Annotated in this window: 14 protein-coding genes; 9 read left to right on the top strand and 5 right to left on the bottom strand. The window is 61.8% G+C overall.

The window, feature by feature from the left end; genetic code table 11:
• Positions 1-117: 117 nt before the first annotated feature.
• Positions 118-3,603, bottom strand: a complete 3,486-nt coding sequence (locus AC07RO_RS05375) for an indolepyruvate ferredoxin oxidoreductase family protein (RefSeq protein WP_495085465.1) — start codon at positions 3,601-3,603, stop codon at positions 118-120.
• Between the two features lie 211 nt (positions 3,604-3,814).
• Between AC07RO_RS05375 and AC07RO_RS05370 the strand changes: the two genes are divergently transcribed.
• The 3 genes from AC07RO_RS05370 (at position 3,815) to AC07RO_RS05360 (ending at position 6,559) form a co-directional block, all read left to right on the top strand.
• Entirely contained in the window at positions 3,815-4,282 is a 468-nt protein-coding gene (locus AC07RO_RS05370; protein WP_065990584.1) for an Lrp/AsnC family transcriptional regulator, read from the top strand.
• A 438-nt stretch (positions 4,283-4,720) separates the two neighbouring features.
• Complete coding sequence (locus AC07RO_RS05365) at positions 4,721-5,260, top strand: FecR/PupR family sigma factor regulator (RefSeq protein ID WP_495085464.1); 540 nt, start codon at positions 4,721-4,723, stop codon at positions 5,258-5,260.
• Positions 5,261-5,416: 156 nt separating this feature from the next.
• A complete protein-coding gene (locus AC07RO_RS05360; protein WP_495085463.1) occupies positions 5,417-6,559 on the top strand; it encodes a M14 family metallopeptidase in 1,143 nt (380 codons plus the stop codon).
• Between the two features lie 112 nt (positions 6,560-6,671).
• Here the strand turns inward: AC07RO_RS05360 and AC07RO_RS05355 are convergent, their stop codons facing one another.
• The 3 genes from AC07RO_RS05355 to AC07RO_RS05345 form a co-directional block, all read right to left on the bottom strand.
• The gene (locus tag AC07RO_RS05355; RefSeq protein WP_192173918.1) at positions 6,672-7,217 is read right to left on the bottom strand and encodes a cytochrome b; all 546 of its coding nucleotides are present in this window, start codon (positions 7,215-7,217) and stop codon (positions 6,672-6,674) included.
• Positions 7,214-8,299: a catalase family peroxidase gene (locus AC07RO_RS05350; protein ID WP_192173919.1), complete on the bottom strand. Its 1,086-nt coding sequence runs from the start codon at positions 8,297-8,299 to the stop codon at positions 7,214-7,216. The genes AC07RO_RS05355 and AC07RO_RS05350 overlap by 4 nt, the downstream gene beginning before the upstream one ends.
• A gap of 302 nt (positions 8,300-8,601) precedes the next feature.
• A complete protein-coding gene (locus tag AC07RO_RS05345) occupies positions 8,602-10,197 on the bottom strand; it encodes a lactate dehydrogenase (protein ID WP_495085462.1) in 1,596 nt (531 codons plus the stop codon).
• A gap of 581 nt (positions 10,198-10,778) precedes the next feature.
• On the opposite strand from AC07RO_RS05345, the gene AC07RO_RS05340 reads away from it, so the two are divergent.
• The 5 genes from AC07RO_RS05340 to tspO all read left to right on the top strand — a co-directional run bounded on the left by AC07RO_RS05340 (position 10,779) and on the right by tspO (position 14,782).
• A complete protein-coding gene (locus tag AC07RO_RS05340) occupies positions 10,779-11,213 on the top strand; it encodes a hypothetical protein (RefSeq protein ID WP_244656005.1) in 435 nt (144 codons plus the stop codon).
• Positions 11,210-12,694 carry a DUF7125 family protein gene (locus AC07RO_RS05335; protein WP_495085461.1) on the top strand — a complete coding sequence of 495 codons (1,485 nt, stop codon included), beginning with the start codon at positions 11,210-11,212 and terminating at the stop codon, positions 12,692-12,694. Before AC07RO_RS05340 ends, AC07RO_RS05335 begins: the two co-directional genes overlap by 4 nt.
• A gap of 10 nt (positions 12,695-12,704) precedes the next feature.
• Positions 12,705-13,733, top strand: coding sequence for a sensor histidine kinase (locus AC07RO_RS05330; RefSeq protein WP_495085460.1), 1,029 nt, complete (start codon positions 12,705-12,707; stop codon positions 13,731-13,733).
• Between the two features lie 86 nt (positions 13,734-13,819).
• Entirely contained in the window at positions 13,820-14,068 is a 249-nt protein-coding gene (locus AC07RO_RS05325; protein ID WP_282373476.1) for a hypothetical protein, read from the top strand.
• 273 nt (positions 14,069-14,341) lie between these two features.
• On the top strand, positions 14,342-14,782 hold the full coding sequence (gene tspO / locus AC07RO_RS05320; protein WP_495085459.1) for a tryptophan-rich sensory protein TspO: 441 nt from the start codon (positions 14,342-14,344) through the stop codon (positions 14,780-14,782).
• Positions 14,783-14,788: 6 nt separating this feature from the next.
• Here the strand turns inward: tspO and AC07RO_RS05315 are convergent, their stop codons facing one another.
• The gene (locus AC07RO_RS05315; RefSeq protein WP_495085458.1) at positions 14,789-15,994 is read right to left on the bottom strand and encodes an MFS transporter; all 1,206 of its coding nucleotides are present in this window, start codon (positions 15,992-15,994) and stop codon (positions 14,789-14,791) included.
• Positions 15,995-16,099: 105 nt separating this feature from the next.
• On the opposite strand from AC07RO_RS05315, the gene AC07RO_RS05310 reads away from it, so the two are divergent.
• Positions 16,100-16,648 (top strand): TetR/AcrR family transcriptional regulator, encoded by a 549-nt coding sequence (locus tag AC07RO_RS05310; RefSeq protein WP_192173925.1) that lies wholly within the window; start codon positions 16,100-16,102, stop codon positions 16,646-16,648.
• The last annotated feature ends 74 nt before the right edge of the window (positions 16,649-16,722 follow it).

Raw genomic sequence — 16,722 nt, 5'->3', positions numbered from 1 at the left:
GTCGGCACACCGCAACATTGAGGGTGCGCACACTGGCCTCTTCCCGGCTGAAGCCGGTCCTACTAAGCGATGCATCCAGTTCGATCAGAGAAGGCCTGAACGACCTCCTCCCATTCGTTACGCCGCTACTTCATACAACTTCAGCACTTCAACCTCGCCACTGACCAGGCTCTGGCGCATACGCGCCGCCTGCAATGCCGCTGCTTTCATCGCGCTTTCCTTGACGTGACCATAACCGCGAATGCGTTCCGGAAGCCGCGCCAGACTCAGCGCGGTATGGCGGTTGCTCGCACTGAGGTGGCCAAGGATCAGCTCGATGTCGCCAACATAGGCATCAATCAACTCACGCTCCTGTCGACGCTCGACGCTGCGGCCGAACGGATCGAGCACTGTGCCGCGCAGGAATTTGAACCGTGCCAGGACGTCGAAGGCCTTCAACATCCACGGCCCGAAACTGCGTTTGCGCGGGGTGCCGTTGTTCGGGTCGCGCTTGGCCAGCCAGGACGGCGCCAGGTGAAACTCGATGCGGTAATCGCCTTCGAACTGCGCTTCAAGCTGACGGGTGAAGTCGCCATTGCTGTACAGCCGCGCCACTTCGTACTCGTCCTTGTAGGCCAGGAGCTTGAAGTAATTAAACGCCACCGCCTCGGTCAACGCAGGCGGCTGGCCGGGGAACAGCCGCGCTTCGGCATCCCGCACCCGATTCACCAGCGTCAGGTAACGCTCGCTCAGCGCGCCATTCTGGTAGGCGATCAAGCCGTGGACGTTGCGGGTCACTCGCTCTTCCAGGGTCAAGTGCTCTGGGTCCGGCGTTGGCTGGGTCTGCGGATTGGCCGCCGCTTGCACTGCCGTCAGGTCAAACGCCGCACGACGCCCCCATAGAAACGCTTGCTGGTTCAGATTGACCGCCACGCCATTCAGCTCGATGGCTTTTTCAATGGCGGCAGAGGTCAACGGAATCAGCCCCAGCTGAAAGGCATAACCCAGCATAAAGAGGTTGCTGGCAATGCTGTCGCCCATCAATTTGGTCGCCAGGTCCGTCGCCTGCACAAAGTGCGTTTTCTCGGCGCCGACGGCTTCGCGGATGGTCTGCATCATCGCTTCAGCCGGGAACTCGGCGTCGGGATTGCGAGTGAATTCAGCGGTCGGAGTCTGCTGACTGTTGATCACCGCATGGGTTTTCGCGCTGTTGAGCTTGGCGATCGCATCGGGCCCCGACGCCACCAGCAGGTCGCAACCCAGCAGCAGATGCGCCTCACCGGCGGCGATGCGCACGGCGAACAGGTCTTCCTGCCGCGCGGCGATACGGATGTGGCTGACCACCGGGCCGAACTTCTGAGCCAGACCGGCCTGGTCTAGCACGCTGCAGCCCTTGCCTTCCAGATTGGCCGCATAACCCAGCATCGCGCCAACGGTGGTCACGCCCGTGCCACCCACACCCGGCAGCAAAATGTTGTACGGCTCAGCAAGGCTCGGCAGTGTCGGTTGCGGCAGTTCAGCGAACGCCTGAGCCTGCTTGGGCAACTGTGGCTTGCGCAGCTTGCCGCCATGCACCGTGACGAAGCTCGGGCAGAAGCCTTCGACGCAGCTGAAGTCCTTGTTGCACGCGCTCTGGTCGATTTCGCGCTTGCGGCCTTCCGGGGTTTCCTTCGGCAGCACCGACAGACAGCCCGATTTGACGCCACAATCGCCGCAGCCCTCGCACACGGCCGGGTTGATGATGGCGCGCTTGTCCAGATCCACCATCGTCCCGCGTTTGCGGCGACGGCGTTTCTCAGTGGCGCAGGTCTGGTCGTAGATGATCACCGACACGCCTTTGAACTCACGCAACTCGCGCTGCACGGCGTCGAGGTCGCTACGGTGGTGGAAGGTAGTAATCGGCGCGAACTGCTCGCGGCTCGGGTATTTCTCCGGTTCATCCGACACCAGCGCAATGCGCTGCACGCCTTCGTTGAACACCTGGCGGCTCAGTTGATCCACCCGCAGCACGCCATCGATGGGCTGGCCTCCGGTCATCGCGACGGCGTCGTTGTAGAGGATCTTGTAGGTGATGTTGACCTTCGAAGCGACCGCCGCCCGCAGCGCCAGATGCCCGGAGTGAAAATAGGTGCCGTCACCCAGGTTCTGGAACACGTGGGGGGTTTCGGTGAACGGCGCCTGTCCGATCCAGGTCACGCCCTCGCCGCCCATCTGGGTGAACGTCTCGGTTTCCCGGTCCATCCAGATGGTCATGTAATGGCAGCCGATCCCGGCCAGGGCGCGACTGCCCTCCGGCACACGGGTCGAGGTGTTGTGGGGGCAGCCCGAGCAGAAATGCGGGGTGCGCTGGGTGTTGAACAGCGGCGCGGCAAGGGCCTTTTCCTTGTCGGCCAGAAATTGCAGGCGCGCGTCGATTTTCGGGCTGCTGTAAATCGGCGCAAGGCGTTTGGCGATGACCCGGGCGATCATTGCCGGGGTCAGTTCAGCCAGGTTCGGCAGCAGCGAACGGCCTTCTTCATCGAATTCACCGACCACGCGAGGACGCTGATCCACCGGCCAGTTGTACAGCTGGCCGGTCAGCTGGTCCTCGATCACGCTGCGTTTTTCCTCGACCACCAGGATTTCATCCAGCCCTTCCGCGAAGCCGTGCACCGACACCGGCTCCAGCGGCCAGCTCATGCCGACCTTGAGCACGCGAATGCCCACCGACGCGCACAGGTCCTCGTCGATACCCAGTTCTTCCAGGGCCTGACGCACATCGAGGTAAGACTTGCCGGTGGTGATGATGCCCAGACGCGGCTGCGGCGAATCGATCACCACTTTGTTGAGATTGTTGGCCCGGGCAAACGCGCGGGCGGCGTAGATCTTGTAGGTATTAAGACGCGCCTCTTGAGCGAGGGGCGGGTCGGGCCAGCGAATGTGCAGGCCGCCTTCGGGGATCTGGAAGTCTTCGGGGATCTGCGTCTGGATGCGCAGCGGATCGACTTCGACCACGGCCGAGGAATCGACGTTTTCGGCGATGGTCTTCATCGCCACCCAGCACCCGCTGTAGCGCGAAAGCTCCCAGCCGATGATGCCGTAATCGAGGATTTCCTGGACGTTGCTGGGGTTCAGCACCGGAATCATCGAAGCGATGAAGGCGTGTTCGCTCTGGTGCGCGATGGTCGAGGATTTGCAGCCATGGTCGTCGCCGGCGAGGATCAGCACGCCGCCCTTTTCAGCGACGCCGGCCGAATTACCGTGCTTGAACACGTCGCCGCAGCGGTCAACGCCCGGGCCTTTACCGTACCAAAGGGCGAAGACGCCGTCATATTTGCCGTGGGGGAACAGATTGACTTGCTGACTGCCCCAGACCGCCGTCGCGGCGAGCTCTTCGTTGACGCCGGGCTGGAAATGAATGGCGTTCTGCTGGAGATATTCCTTGGCGTCCCACAGGCTCTTGTCGAGGTTGCCCAACGGCGAGCCGCGATAGCCCGAGATGAACCCGGCGGTGTTGAGCCCGCGGGCTTCGTCGCGCTGCTTCTGCAGCATCGGCAGGCGGGTCAGCGCCTGGGTTCCGGTCAGGTACAGATTGCCGGTTGCGAGTCGGTACTTATCGTCCAGACGAATATCAGCCAGGGACATTCAGGCACTCCTTTATTTTTATTAGTGCGTTTTGAATGCGGCGCCAGCGGCGTTTGCAGCCTTACGAGCGCCTCGCCGTCAGGACGGTTCAGCCCAACGGTCACAGACAAAATATTGCCTGCCCGATACAGGCTTTTTCTTCCTAAATCGGCGCGAATCTGCTCATATCGTGCATGCCCGTTCCCGTTCAAGAATAAAAAAGGGTCAATTCATGCAGGTCAAGCTCAGCCCCATCGATCGCAAGATCCTCCGTCTGTTGCAACACGACGCCAATCTCTCCGCCGCCGAGATCGCCGAGCGTGTCGAACTCTCGCAATCGCCCTGTTGGCGGCGCATCAATCGCCTGGAAGAAGAAGGCATCATCGAGCGCAAGGTCGCCTTGCTCAACCCGGCCAAGCTCGGGCTGACCATGACCGTGTTCGTCGACGTCAAGCTGTCCGGGCACGGGCGCAAGTACCTGACGGAGTTCGAGGAGGCGATCACCGGATTTCGCGAAGTGCTGGAGTGCTACACCATGGCCGGGGACATGGATTTCTTGCTCAAAGTCGTCGTGCAGGACATCGCCAGCTACGAGCGTTTTCTGCGCGACCACCTGCTGCAAAGCCCCCATGTGCAGGAGGCGCATTCGAACATCGCGATGAGTGTGGTGAAGCGCACGACAGAATTGCCGATTGACTGAGGTGCCAAGTGACTGAGGCGCAGGCAAAGATCGCCCACGCAGAAAAACTCTTTTCACCGGCGGGCGAAAAAAGCATTGACTCTCAAATGGGAATGATTATTATTGAGCGCAACCGGTCGCGAGACTGGTTGGTAACCCAGAAGCCTTAGGTCGGCTTCCGGATTATCTCCTCATCAGGCTAATCACGGTTTTTGACCCGGCTTATGGCCGGGTCTTTTTTTTATGCCCTTTTCGGGTCTGGGTTCGGTCGGGTGTTGCGTCTTCAGGCTAATGAAGAGGGTTCGACAGTGATCTGCCTTTTCGATGGCGCGCATCATAGCAAATGGATCGAGCGATGGGCCGTTGCAGCTGTCAAAAACTGACACATTCAGTAAAAACCTCCACATTCACGACGTTGTTTTCCGCGACCGCCGCTATTCAAACAGTGAGCAAGACGCCATGACTCAGCTCCTCGACTCGTTGATGACCGCCTCCCCCGTGTCGCCCTCCCCGGGCGCGAGCGCTGAAACTGATCTTTACCGACGCCGCCTTCAGCGGCTGCCGCGCAGGGTGCTGCAGGTTTTCCTGCTGAGCCGTCTCGACGCCCTTTCCTACACTGATATCGCCCGCCTGCTTGACGTGGACGCTCGCACCGTCGAACGCTGCATGACGGTTGCGCTTGAGCATTGCGTCAGCGAGCCCGCCGAACATGACCCGTCCCGTGCGATTCTGCTTCAGGCCCTGGGCTGGTACGTGCACCTGCAAAGCCCCCAGGCCACGGCGAGTCAGCGCATCGAGTTTCGTCACTGGCTCGACGCCGATCCCCGGCACCTGGCGGCGTTTCAGAACAGCGAGCAGTTCTGGCGCACGTTGCATGCACCCGCCGCGGTCCTCGGCGCCAGTGGCTGGCATCGGCACAAACCGCGGGTCTATTTCGGCTGGTTGCTGGTGACGATGTTGCTGTGCGGCCTGCTGGTCACCGCCGAAGCCTATAGCTGAAGCCGCCCCTGACTCTTTGGCGAACTATTCTGTCGCCGTCCCCCTGTCGGTTGCGTGTAAAGTAATTGTCATAACAGCCCAGCGAGGCAATCAGGTCTGGCCTGCTTGCCTCCCCGATGGCTTCGTAATGGCAGATCATGCAACCAGGACGCTCCCGTGACTCAAACCGCCCTTTCCATTTCCGCCGATTTTGACAGCGGCAACATCGTCGTGCTCGACGCCAGTGATCCCAAAGCCGTGCAACTGGCGATTCGCCCCGACACCCGCAGCGCGCATTTCCAATGGTTCCATTTCAAGGTTGACGGCCTGCAGATCGGTGAGCCCCACGGCTTCAGCCTGACCAACGCCGGCGAGTCGAGCTACAACCGCGCCTGGACCGGCTACAACGCAGTGGCCTCCTACGATCAGAACACCTGGTTCCGCGTGCCTAGCCAGTTCGACGGCAAAGCGCTGAACTTCGAGCTGACGCCCGGCGAATCCCAGGTGTGGTTCGCCTACTTCGAACCCTACAGCCGCGAGCGCCACGACTGGCTGGTGGGTCAGGCGCTGAACCAGGCCGGCACCCAGTTGATCGCCACCGGCAAGAGCGTCGAAGGCCGTGATATTCCGCTGCTGCGAAAGGGCGACGGCGCGGCGGGCAAGCGCAACATCTGGATCATCGCGCAACAGCACCCCGGCGAGCACATGGCCGAGTGGTTCATGGAAGGCATTATCGAGCGGCTCCAGGAAAACGACCCTGAGTTAGAGGCTTTGCTGGCCTCGGCGGACCTGTATCTGGTGCCGCACATGAACCCGGACGGTTCGTTCCACGGGCATCTGCGCACCAACGCCCAAGGCAAGGACCTGAACCGCGCCTGGCAGGACACGACCCCCGAGCTCAGCCCGGAAGTGTTCTTCGTCAAAGAGCAGATGGAAAAATACGGCGTGGACATGTTCCTCGACGTCCACGGCGATGAGGAAATCCCCTACGTCTTCACCGCCGCCTGCGAAGGCAATCCAGGGTACACCGCCCAGCAAGCGCAACTGGAAGCTGACTTCCGCGCGCGGTTGAGCGGCTTGACCCGGGACTTCCAGAGCAAATACGGCTATCCGAAATCGGCGCCGGGCCAAGCCAACATGAACCTGGCGTGCAACAGCGTCGGCGAGCGCTACAAATGCCTGTCGCTGACGCTGGAAATGCCGTTCAAGGACAACGACGACGCCCCCGATGTCGTCACCGGCTGGTCAGGCCAACGCTCGAAACAGCTGGCCCGCGATGTGCTGACGACCCTGGGGCAGATGGTGTCCGTGTTGCGCTGAACCGCCGCCTGATGTCGACAGATTGACCGGCGTCCATAAACGACATCCCCAGCGGGGTTAAGCCCACTGGCGATGTCGTCTGCCTTATTCGCAGCGGTCAATCACGGCAACATCAACCCCGCGATTTACCCCGCAGCATGCTGTCCAGCACCTCATCCCGCCTCACCCAGCCGTGAAACAGCGCGGCAGCCAGATGCGCCAGAATTGTCAGGAAGAACAGGTACGCCAGATAGGCGTGGGCCTTGCGCAGCAGCGCGAAGGTCTCCGGGTTTGCCGCGACGATGGACGGCAGGCGCACCGAACTGCCGAGCATGACCGGATCCCCGGCGGCTGAAATCATCGCCCAGCCAATCAGCGGCATCGCCAGCATCAAGCCATACAGCACGTAATGGGACAGCTTGGCGGCCAGCGCCTGCACGGCCGGCAAGTCAGCTGGCAACGGCGGCGTTTGAGTAGTGACCCGGACGACAATCCTGACGATGACCAGCAACAGAATCGCGATGCCGAGGGGCTTGTGCAGGTTCAGCAGCCACTCGTGGCGCTCGGACACCGAAGCCACCATGCCGGCGCCGATGAACAGCATGGCGATGACCATCAGCGCCATCAGCCAGTGCAGCAGGCGCGCCAGTGGGGCGAAATGCTTGACGGGCGTACTCATGGCTGTTTCTCCTGGGCGGGCTCGGCTTTCAGCTGATCGACTTCACTGGTGCGGCGCATGTAGGACGCAGCGTAGGCCGCCGAGCGCGCGGCGAGCAGCGGGTCATCCGAGCCTTCGATGCCGCTGGGCAAAATCAGCGGATCGTAATTGATGTCGCGGCAGTCGCCATCCAGTTGCGGGCTGTCGGAATTGACCACCAGGGTCCCGGCATCCACGGTCTTGTGCTCGCCGGTCCAGGCTTTGGACGCGTCGTTGGTCGGGTCTTGGGGGTTGGCCAGCGTCAGCATCAGCTTCCAGCGTTGTGGGCCGCTGGCCAGTCTGTCGCTGAGGTCCTTGTCCAGATATTCCTTGGCGTCAGGCGCCGGCGCTGCATCGGTGGCTTCCGGCACCAGACTCCAGCGCACAGGCTGGCGCTTGCCGCTGGCGTCCACCAGCACGAAGGCGTTGACGCTGTTGTAGGTCTCGGTGACGAAACTGGCCGAAGGCTTGGCCGTCTTGACCCACGCCAGAAAAGGCTGGGCTTCCGGGTGTGCGGCGAAGAACGCAGGGGGCTTCGCCGGGTCGGGTTTGCCGGTCTTGGGGTCAGGCCCGGTGGCGATCTGCAGGTCAATGAACGCTTCAGGCGTCGCGACCGGAAACACCGGCATGCTGTTCATGCCCGTGCGCCATTGCTGGCCGTTGGGCTGGGTGAACTGCACGGCGAAACTGCGCAGGGGCGCGGCGCTGTCAGGGGAATACGGGTTGCCGGTGGGCACGGCCAGACGCCCGATCACCGGCGTGCGCCCGCTGGCGAAGACTTCGGCCTTGGACAGGCTGGCCGCGGCCCCGTTGCTCTCGAAGTAGCCGGCCACGCAGATGCCTTTCGGGTGGTTGCGACGGTAACCGGGATGCACACCGTTGTTGCGTTCGAACACGTCAACGACCCGCGCGGGGGTCAGTCGCTGGGGGGCGAGGCTGCCATTGACGTAGGCGAAGGCGCCCGCGACGACCAGAACGATCAGGCCAATGCCGGCCAGGCGTGCGAGTTTTTGGGAATTACTGAGCGGCGGTTTGCGGGGATACGGTGGCTCACGGTCAATCATCGATCACACTCCGGGCTTTTAGCCTCTGGGGACATCAAGGTGCTTGGCACGCTTTGTTTATAGCCGGATGCTTGAGGTTTGTCAGGTTGAGGACATCGAGCGCCTGGCGGCTGGAGCAAGGCCGGAATCTGAGGCTGATCCCACTGGCGCCTTCCCGGCTGAAGCGAGTCCCACAAAAAGCATCGTGCGCGGCCAATGGTTCTGGCAGTGTCTCGATATGAGGAACGACGCGCACTTAGTGGGACCGGCTTTGGCCGGGAATGCGTCGGACGGCGCGCCGGAAAACCAAGGCTATACCGCTATCAGCCATCCAGCTTCGACGGATCGCTCTGCAGCAGCACCTTGGCGTGAATCCCGGCCAGGGTGCCTTTCAGCGTCGACGCGCCACGGCCCTGCTTCGCCTCTTTGTCCTGTTGCAAGGCCTGCTGCAGCACGCTGAGGAAGTTCTGGGTTTTGGAGGTGGAGGTCGGCGTGTGGGTGTCTTTCTCCAGGCGGCCCATTACGTACTTGGCAATGCGCGTCGACTGGCTGGCGGACTGACTCAGCGTCGCATCGACCAACTCACCTTTTTTATAGCCGATGCTGGTCTTGCTGCTGGCCTGGTCGCTGACCTGGTAATACAGGTAATTCTGTGTTGTCGGATCGGTGCTCAACGCCAGCTTTTGCCCGCCTGGCAGGGGCTTGTGGTAACTGGCGGTCAGCTGCGATTGCTGGTTCTGAACGATGGTCCGGTTCATCTGATCGCGTCCCTTGGACTGGGTGGTCTGCGACAAGGTGTAAGCAAAGGAATCGAGCTCACCGGGGCGGCCCGGGTTGCCCTCGACGCTCTTCTCGCTGACCGACGCGCTGAAGTCGCCGAGGCCGGTCAACAGGCCGTGGTCAGTGTCGGTCAGCTCAATCGAGTTGACGGTCTGCGGCGCCGAGGAAACGCGGGTGTCCGGGTACTGGCTGTGCAGGGTTTTGAAGGCGTCCTCAAACATCGACAGCAACTGTGCATCGCCGTCGCCACGCTTGCGCGCCGCCTCGATCTGGCTGACATAGCCGTCCAGCGCCTTGACCTGCTGAGCGCTGTCACCACGAATGGCCGCGTTTTTCAGGTCAACCGAAAGGTCGAGATTGCCCAGCGCGCCACTCATGCGCACCGAACGCTGGTCGGCGTCGGCATGCAGATCAAGGGTCTGGGCGCTGCCGTCTTCCAGCTTGAGGCTGGTTTTCAACTCTACGGAGGCGAAGGCCTTGGCGTCGAAATGGGTCAGGGCGTCGAGTTTCAGGGTCGGCGGCTTGGCCGTCAGGCCGTCGATCGCCGACTGAAAGCCGTCCGCCATGGCGTTCAGTGCGTTCAGCTCGTCGTCGCTGAGTTCGCCGCCGCTCACCTGGGCCTGCACCGCGAGGCCATCGTCCTGACTGGCAAGGCTGAGCTCGATGGTTTTGCCGCTGGCGGTTTTCAGGGTCAGGCTGATGCTGTTGGCCGGATTACTGTGCAGGCGGTCCTGGGCGGCAGCGAGTTCCGCCGGCTCCAGCGCTTTGCCGGTCGTCGAGCGCAGCACCGATTGGGAAATGTTCTGGCCGGTCTGGGCCAACTGACTGAGCAACGTTGCGCCCAGGCCCTGGAAACGCCCCGCCGTGGCGGAGGTGCTGAAGTTGCCCGCCATCGCCAGCGAGACTTTGTCCTGGCGGGTGTACTCCCAGGCCGTCGGGACGTTGCCATCCCCCATCAGCCCGCGGACGTTGTAGGTCAGCGGCTCGCTGACCTTGGCGTCCTGGCCCAGCATGACGACGGACGACGGCGAGGCGCTGGTGGTGCCAGCAACGGCGCCGTCATTCACCGCGACGGTGGCCGCCGGTTTGACCACCGGCATCAATGCCGCGGATGAGGTGACCGAAGAAATCGCTGACATGGCACTTCCCTGTTCAAGTGAGTAATAGACTTCCTGAACAGGGTGTCGGCGGACGCCTTTGTAACTTGAGCGATACAAACCCGGGGCATTCCCGCTACACAGTGAACGCGGCACGCTCGGCCAATGAGGGGTACGCCGAGAAGATGATGCGTGGGGATTTTCCATTCAACTGACCCATGCAAACAATTCAGTCGAACACTTTTACGTTATCGATCATAAATAAACAGCGAGCACTTATTCGCCGTCCTGCAACTTACGCAATCACTCGTTTGATTGAATAGTTATGGCGTGCTTAAACTTCACGCCCTCCAAATGAATAACCGTCCGCATTATCCAACCTGCCCCGAGAGCCACCGACGCATTTATATTCATCCCGATGGATAGAATTAAGACGACGCCGGGCGTTGACCAAACCGCTCGCCGTGGAACTCGCCTCCAATTGAGTCTCCCCCACCTTTGATCGGCGGAACGGGCCCGGTGAAGCCTGAGGGCCTGCGCGGCAGAGCGCCGCACGCTTCATGCGTCTGTCCGTTCGGGCAAGAACGTGTACTATCCACTGACACCTACCAGAACTTAATCCCATGTTTGCCGATAGCGAAGCAGGCCAACGAATTGCCACATGCCTGACCCATCGGGTCAATGGCAGCGCGGAACTTTCCGAGGTCGCTGAAGCAATTACTTCGATGTTCGAGGACATTAATACCTCCCTGACCCCAATCATAGGGCCGAAAGGTGTTGCCGCCCTGCATCGCCGCAGCCTTCATCTCTACATATCAAAGCACCCGCTGGCTGGAGACAACTACAAGATGCTGGCCGTGGGCATGGATCTTCAACAATTGAAGGCGTTACTGGCCGAAGAATCGATAGCCGACGCGCTCTTGTTCGGCCAGGAAGTTCTGAACACTTTTCACGCATTACTTGCCACGCTGATCGGACCATCACTCGCTGCACGGCTGCTCCTTGACGTGTGGGAACACTCTTTCAGCGGCCCGCCTGCCCAGGACATTTCACGATGAGTAGTAAAGTCACGATCAACCGTCTGGCAACGGGCGTACCGGGATTCGACGAGATTCTGGGTGGCGGCCTGCCGGAGTTTTCCTTCAACCTGATCGCCGGTCCGCCCGGCTGTGGCAAGACCACGCTGGCCCATCAGATGATGTTCGCCCTGGCCACGCCCGAACGCCCGGCGATCTTCTTCACGGTGCTCGGAGAGCCGCCGCTGAAAATGCTGCGCTACCAACAGCAGTTCGGCTTTTTCGACGAAGAAGCGGTGAACCGCTCGATCCGCTACGTCAATCTGGCGGATGACACCCTGGCTGGCGATCTGGACGAAGTGCTGCGGCGCATCGTCGCCGAAGTCGAGGCCCACAGCCCTGCCCTGGTGTTTGTGGACTCGTTCCGCTCCGTCGTGCTGGCCAGCGAAACCGACTGCAATCCCAAAAACAACCTGCCGCAGTTCGTGCAGCAGCTGGGCATGCTGATGACCACCTGGCAGGCGACGACCTTCCTGCTGGGGGAGTATTTCAACGAGCTCGACAGCAACCCGATCTTCACCGTTGCCGATGGGCTGATCTGGCTGCGCCAGAGCGTTCAGCGCAACTCCATGGTGCGCAAGATGGAGATCATGAAGATGCGCGGCCAGCCGACGCTGCCCGGGCTGCATACCTTCCGCATCGCCGATTCGGGCATTACGGTGTTTCCACCGGCCGCGGTCACGCTTCAGGACCGCGCCGCGCTCAACCATGGCAGCCCTCAGCAGCGGCTGAAGATGGGCGTGCCGCATCTGGACGATATGCTTGGCGGCGGCCTGCCCAAGGGCTATTCGTTGCTGGTTGCCGGCCCTTCCGGCTCTGGCAAAAGCCTGCTGGCGGCGGCCTTTCTCGAAGAGGGTGCGCGCAACGGCGAAACAGGCGTGATCGCCGTTTTCGAACAGCGACCCAACCACCTGCATAACGCCGAACTCACGCGTCTGGTGCACATGGACAAAGTAGGCGTCGTCGACCGACGGGTGCCGGACCTGTGCATCGACGAGATTGTGCAGCAGCTGCTCAGCGAAATCCGCCGGCTGGACGCAACGCGTGTGGTCATCGACTCGCTGTCCGGGTTCGAGCTGGCCGTGGCGCCCGCCTTCCGCGAAGACTTCCGCGAATCCCTGTCGCGCATGGTCAATGCGTTGACCAGCACCGGGGTCAGTGTATTGATGACCTCGGAACTGGAAGACCGCTACACGGATCTGCGCTTCAGTCCTTACGGCACGGCCTTTCTTACGGATGCCATCATCGTCCAGCGCTACATCGAGATCGACAGCCGCTTGCAGCGCATCATGGCGGTGGTCAAGGTCCGGGCCAGCGCTCACTCGGATGAACTCCGGCTGTACCGCATCGACGATAACGGCTTGCAGATCGGCACCCGGCTGCATAATCAGGAAGGGCTGCTGGGCGGACGCCCGACGCGGCTGTCGCCAGGGGTTGCTGAAGCGGGAGACACCATTCGATGAGCGCATTGCCATGAGCGAATTCGACAACAAGGACGCAACCGGAGGCACAGACGCCGGCCGAGAATTCGAGCGACTCGCGCACAAAAAGGAACGGGCCTTGGCGCACCTGGCGTTCCTGCGCCGAGAGCTGCACGAGGCCGAAGCCTCTGCCGGCGCCGGGCTGCATATCGAATTGCTGGTGGAAGCCAATCAGAAACTGGTGCTGGCGGCGTTGGCGGCGCAGGCGCAGGCACAAGCGCCCGCTGCCAGTGCGCACGCTGATGTCTATCAGGATCTGCGCGAGGCCAACGAGCATCTGGTGATTTCTGCGCTCCACGCGCAGACGTTGCAAGCCCAGGCTGAACAGGCGCTGGCCCAGCAGCGCACGGCCATGGCCTCGGTAGCCCATGAAATGCGCAACCCGCTGACGCCCATCAGCATGATTGCCGAACGCATGGTGCGCACGTCCAGCGACAGACTGCCGGAAATGCGCAACCTGATCGAAGGTCAGGTGCAGCATCTGTCGCGCATGGTGGAAGACTTGCTCGACGTCTCCCGCGCAAGCACCGGAAAGCTGCGCCTGAGCTACGCCCACCTCGACATCGTGCAGATCATTAAGGAAGCGGTGGACGCCTGCGCGCCGCTGATGCACAAGAAAAACCTGCACATGGACGTCAGCCTTCCCGACGCGCCGGTACGGGTCAACGGTGATCACATCAGGATCGTGCAGATCTTCACCAACGTGCTGACCAACTCGGCCAAATACACGCCGTGCGGCGGCAACATCGAACTGCGTGCCGAGACCGTTCCGGAAGGCTTGAAGATCGTCGTCTCCGACAACGGCATCGGCATTTCCGCCCAGGCATTGCCGGTGATCTTCGATCCTTATGTGCAGGACACCCAGGCCATCGGCTTCAATGGCTCGGGCCTAGGCATCGGGCTGACGGTGGTCCGGCAGCTGGTGGAAGCCCATGGCGGCAGCGTTACCGCCCACAGCGAGGGCGAAGGCAAGGGCTGTCATTTCACTATTTTGTTTCCACTGGTGGGATCTGCGCTGTAACTCGGCCACAATACGCCCCCGATCCCAGGCTCCAGGGCTTCACGCCTTTCGGTTCGCCGCCAAACCCAACCCCCCAGGACTGAGCAATGCCTCAAGAGCGAATCGCTGCACTTCGGCTTCCCAAACCCATTCAGGGTGCGATCGACGATCTGGTGCGCGCGTTGAACGCCGCCACCACCAAGGAAGACCTCGAACGCGAGGCCGCCATGGAAATCAGTTTCATCCTCAGCCTGGAGACCAGCAGACGTCTTCGCCCGGCAGACGTAGAAACGCTGTACATGATCTTCGACGACGCAGTACAGGAACGGCTCAGCCAACTGGCGGATCAGTCCTGACCGGACGGCTTGCCGCCTCCCTCGCTGGCACGTCACACCGCTGCTGTGTCATACCGCCGCCGCGCCGCCGTAAACCCCTCCGCCTGTTCGACGAGCAACTGGATGTGCGCGACCTGTTGCGCGCTCAGTCCAGGACTGGATGGGTGATCATCTCCACGGGCGGGCTCGCGATTAATCTCTCTGAGCAGATACGGATTTTTCCGGCGCAGACGCATCCAATGCCGAGACGGCCCCACGGCCTGCACTTCAAATGGTTTCAGCAAAGGACCCCACATGACTTTTTACATTTACCTCATTGCCTGCTGCGCGGCGGCCAGCACCGGCATCATTTTCAAACCCGGCAGCTGGTATGAATCGCTGCAAAAACCACGTTTCACCCCGCCCAACTGGCTGTTTCCGGTGGCCTGGACGACCATTTATCTGCTGCTGGCCTGGGCCGGTTATCGCCTGACCCTGATCCCCGGCAGTGAGACCGTGCTGGCGTTGTGGGCCGCGCAGATTGCCTTGAACACGCTGTGGACGCCGGTGTTCTTCGGCGCCCACCGAATCATGGCGGGCATGATCATTATCTTGCTGCTGTGGCTGGTGGTTACCGCGATGGTTGTGCTGGGGATCCAGCTGGACCTCATCACCGGGCTGATCCTGTTCCCCTATCTGGTGTGGCTGACCGTGGCGTCGGCGCTGAATTTTTCGATTCTGCGTCATAACCGATAACGCGGCTCAGGCAGCCCTGGCGCGGCCGGCTCGCTGAATCAGCAGACCGGCCAGCGCCGACACCGCCAGCAAGACCACCACCCCGCCGTAGACATTGGTGGTGGTCACCAGCCCCGCCGTTTTGATCGACACGCCGGCCAGCAACGCCGGTATGCAAAACGCCAGATAACTCAAGGCCAGAAACGCTGCCATCAACGCACCCCGCTCGTGGGCGTGGGCCAATGGCAGCAACAGCCGCAGGGCGCCGAGGAAGCTGGCCCCGAAACCAATCCCCGCTACCACGGCGCCGGTGAAGAACAGCCACAGCCAGCCCAGATTCACCGCCGCCAGAATCACTGAAACCCCGATCGCCAGAAAACTGCAGCCCACCAGCAATGCCAGCCTGGGCGCCCGCAGGCGCAGGTTATGGATCGAAATCGCGCCACTGATGGTCAGCGCTGCCACGGCAAAACCGCCGTTGAGTACCGAGGTCGAACCGGTCGCGGCAGTCAGCAGCGACGGCGCGAGCGACAGGAAAAACCCGCCCAGGGCCCAGGCGGCGATGTCCGCGGGCAGCACCAGCAACAACGTCCCCCTCGCCTGGGCCGGTACGGCGAGCCGCGGCCGCAGGGTTTTCAGCACGCCCGGTTGCGGCATCACCGTTTCAGCGACCCACAACAGATACACCGCCTGACCGACGAACGCCGCCAGAAGCAAACCATAGGCGAGGCCCATGGGCAGCGGCGCGTATTCCACCAGCGCACTGGTGCCAAGGGCGCCCAGTGCCATGCCGAACATCGGCGTGATGCTGTTGAGCAGCGGACCCTGCTGCGCGTCACTGTCGAGCATCGCGGCACCCAACGCGCTGGTGGAGATGCCCGTCGCCACGCCTTGCAGCACCCGGGCAACGATCAGCCAGCTGACGTCGGTGGCAGCGATGAACAGCAGCATCGAGACGATCTCCAGCAGCAGCCCGATGAAGAGCACCGGACGGCGACCGAGGTAATCCGACAGCGAGCCGAACACCAGCAGCGTCGCCAACAGGCTCAAGGCGTAGACGGCGAAAATCACCGTCAACAGCGCCGAGGAAAAGCCCCACGCCTGTTGATAGAGGTGGTAAAGCGGCGTCGGCGCACTGGACGCGGCGAAGAAACACAGCAGCACGAAGGCCAGAAATACCAGGTGGCTCCGCCCCCGACCATCGACTTGCGGGTTCTGCAAAGAATCAGACACGAGTACACTCTCCCGAAAAAGCACGCCACTAAAGCTATTAGTTAGCTTTAGCAGTGTGCGAGCAGCGTCTGCTTAAAGCAAATACTTTGTGTTAGGGTCCGCACCATGGCTATCAAAGAAGGCATTCGCACCGGCGGCCGCAGTGCCCGGGTGCAGACATCGATTCACGCGGCGGTCCGCGATCTGCTCCAGGAGCAGGAGCGTTCGGCCCTCAGCGTACCCATGATTGCGGCCCGCGCAGGTGTCACACCGTCCACCATTTACCGGCGCTGGGGCGACCTGACTTCACTGCTGGCCGACGCCGCCGTCGAGCGTCTGCGCCCCGACGAACCAGTGGATTGCGGCAATCTGCGCGATGACCTGCGCACGTGGGTCGAGGTCTATCTCGAAGAAACCAACTCGGCGCCGGGCCGCGAAATGATGCGCGACGTGGTCGCCAGCAGCGCGACCCTGTGCTCGGGCAAGTGCCTGAACATGGTTCGCGATCAACTGCAGATCATCATCGACCGCGCCCGGGAGCGCGGTGAACAGAGTCCTTCGGCGGATGATCTGGTCGATGCCGTCGTCGCACCCATGGTCTACCGCATCTTGTACGCCGAATCGGCGCCGTCCCTTGAGCGCATGCATCAATTGCTGGACCGCTGCCTGAATTAATCCCTCACCCGTCGCGCTCGTAGCAAACGAGCAACGACCGGGTTGACTGGTTATCATGGCCGCCCATTGATCAC

It is taken from the genome of Pseudomonas sp. GW821-FHT07F05 (assembly GCF_059418765.1).
The sequence above is the reverse complement of the archived record's forward strand: the minus strand, read 5'-3'. Positions and strand labels throughout refer to the sequence as shown.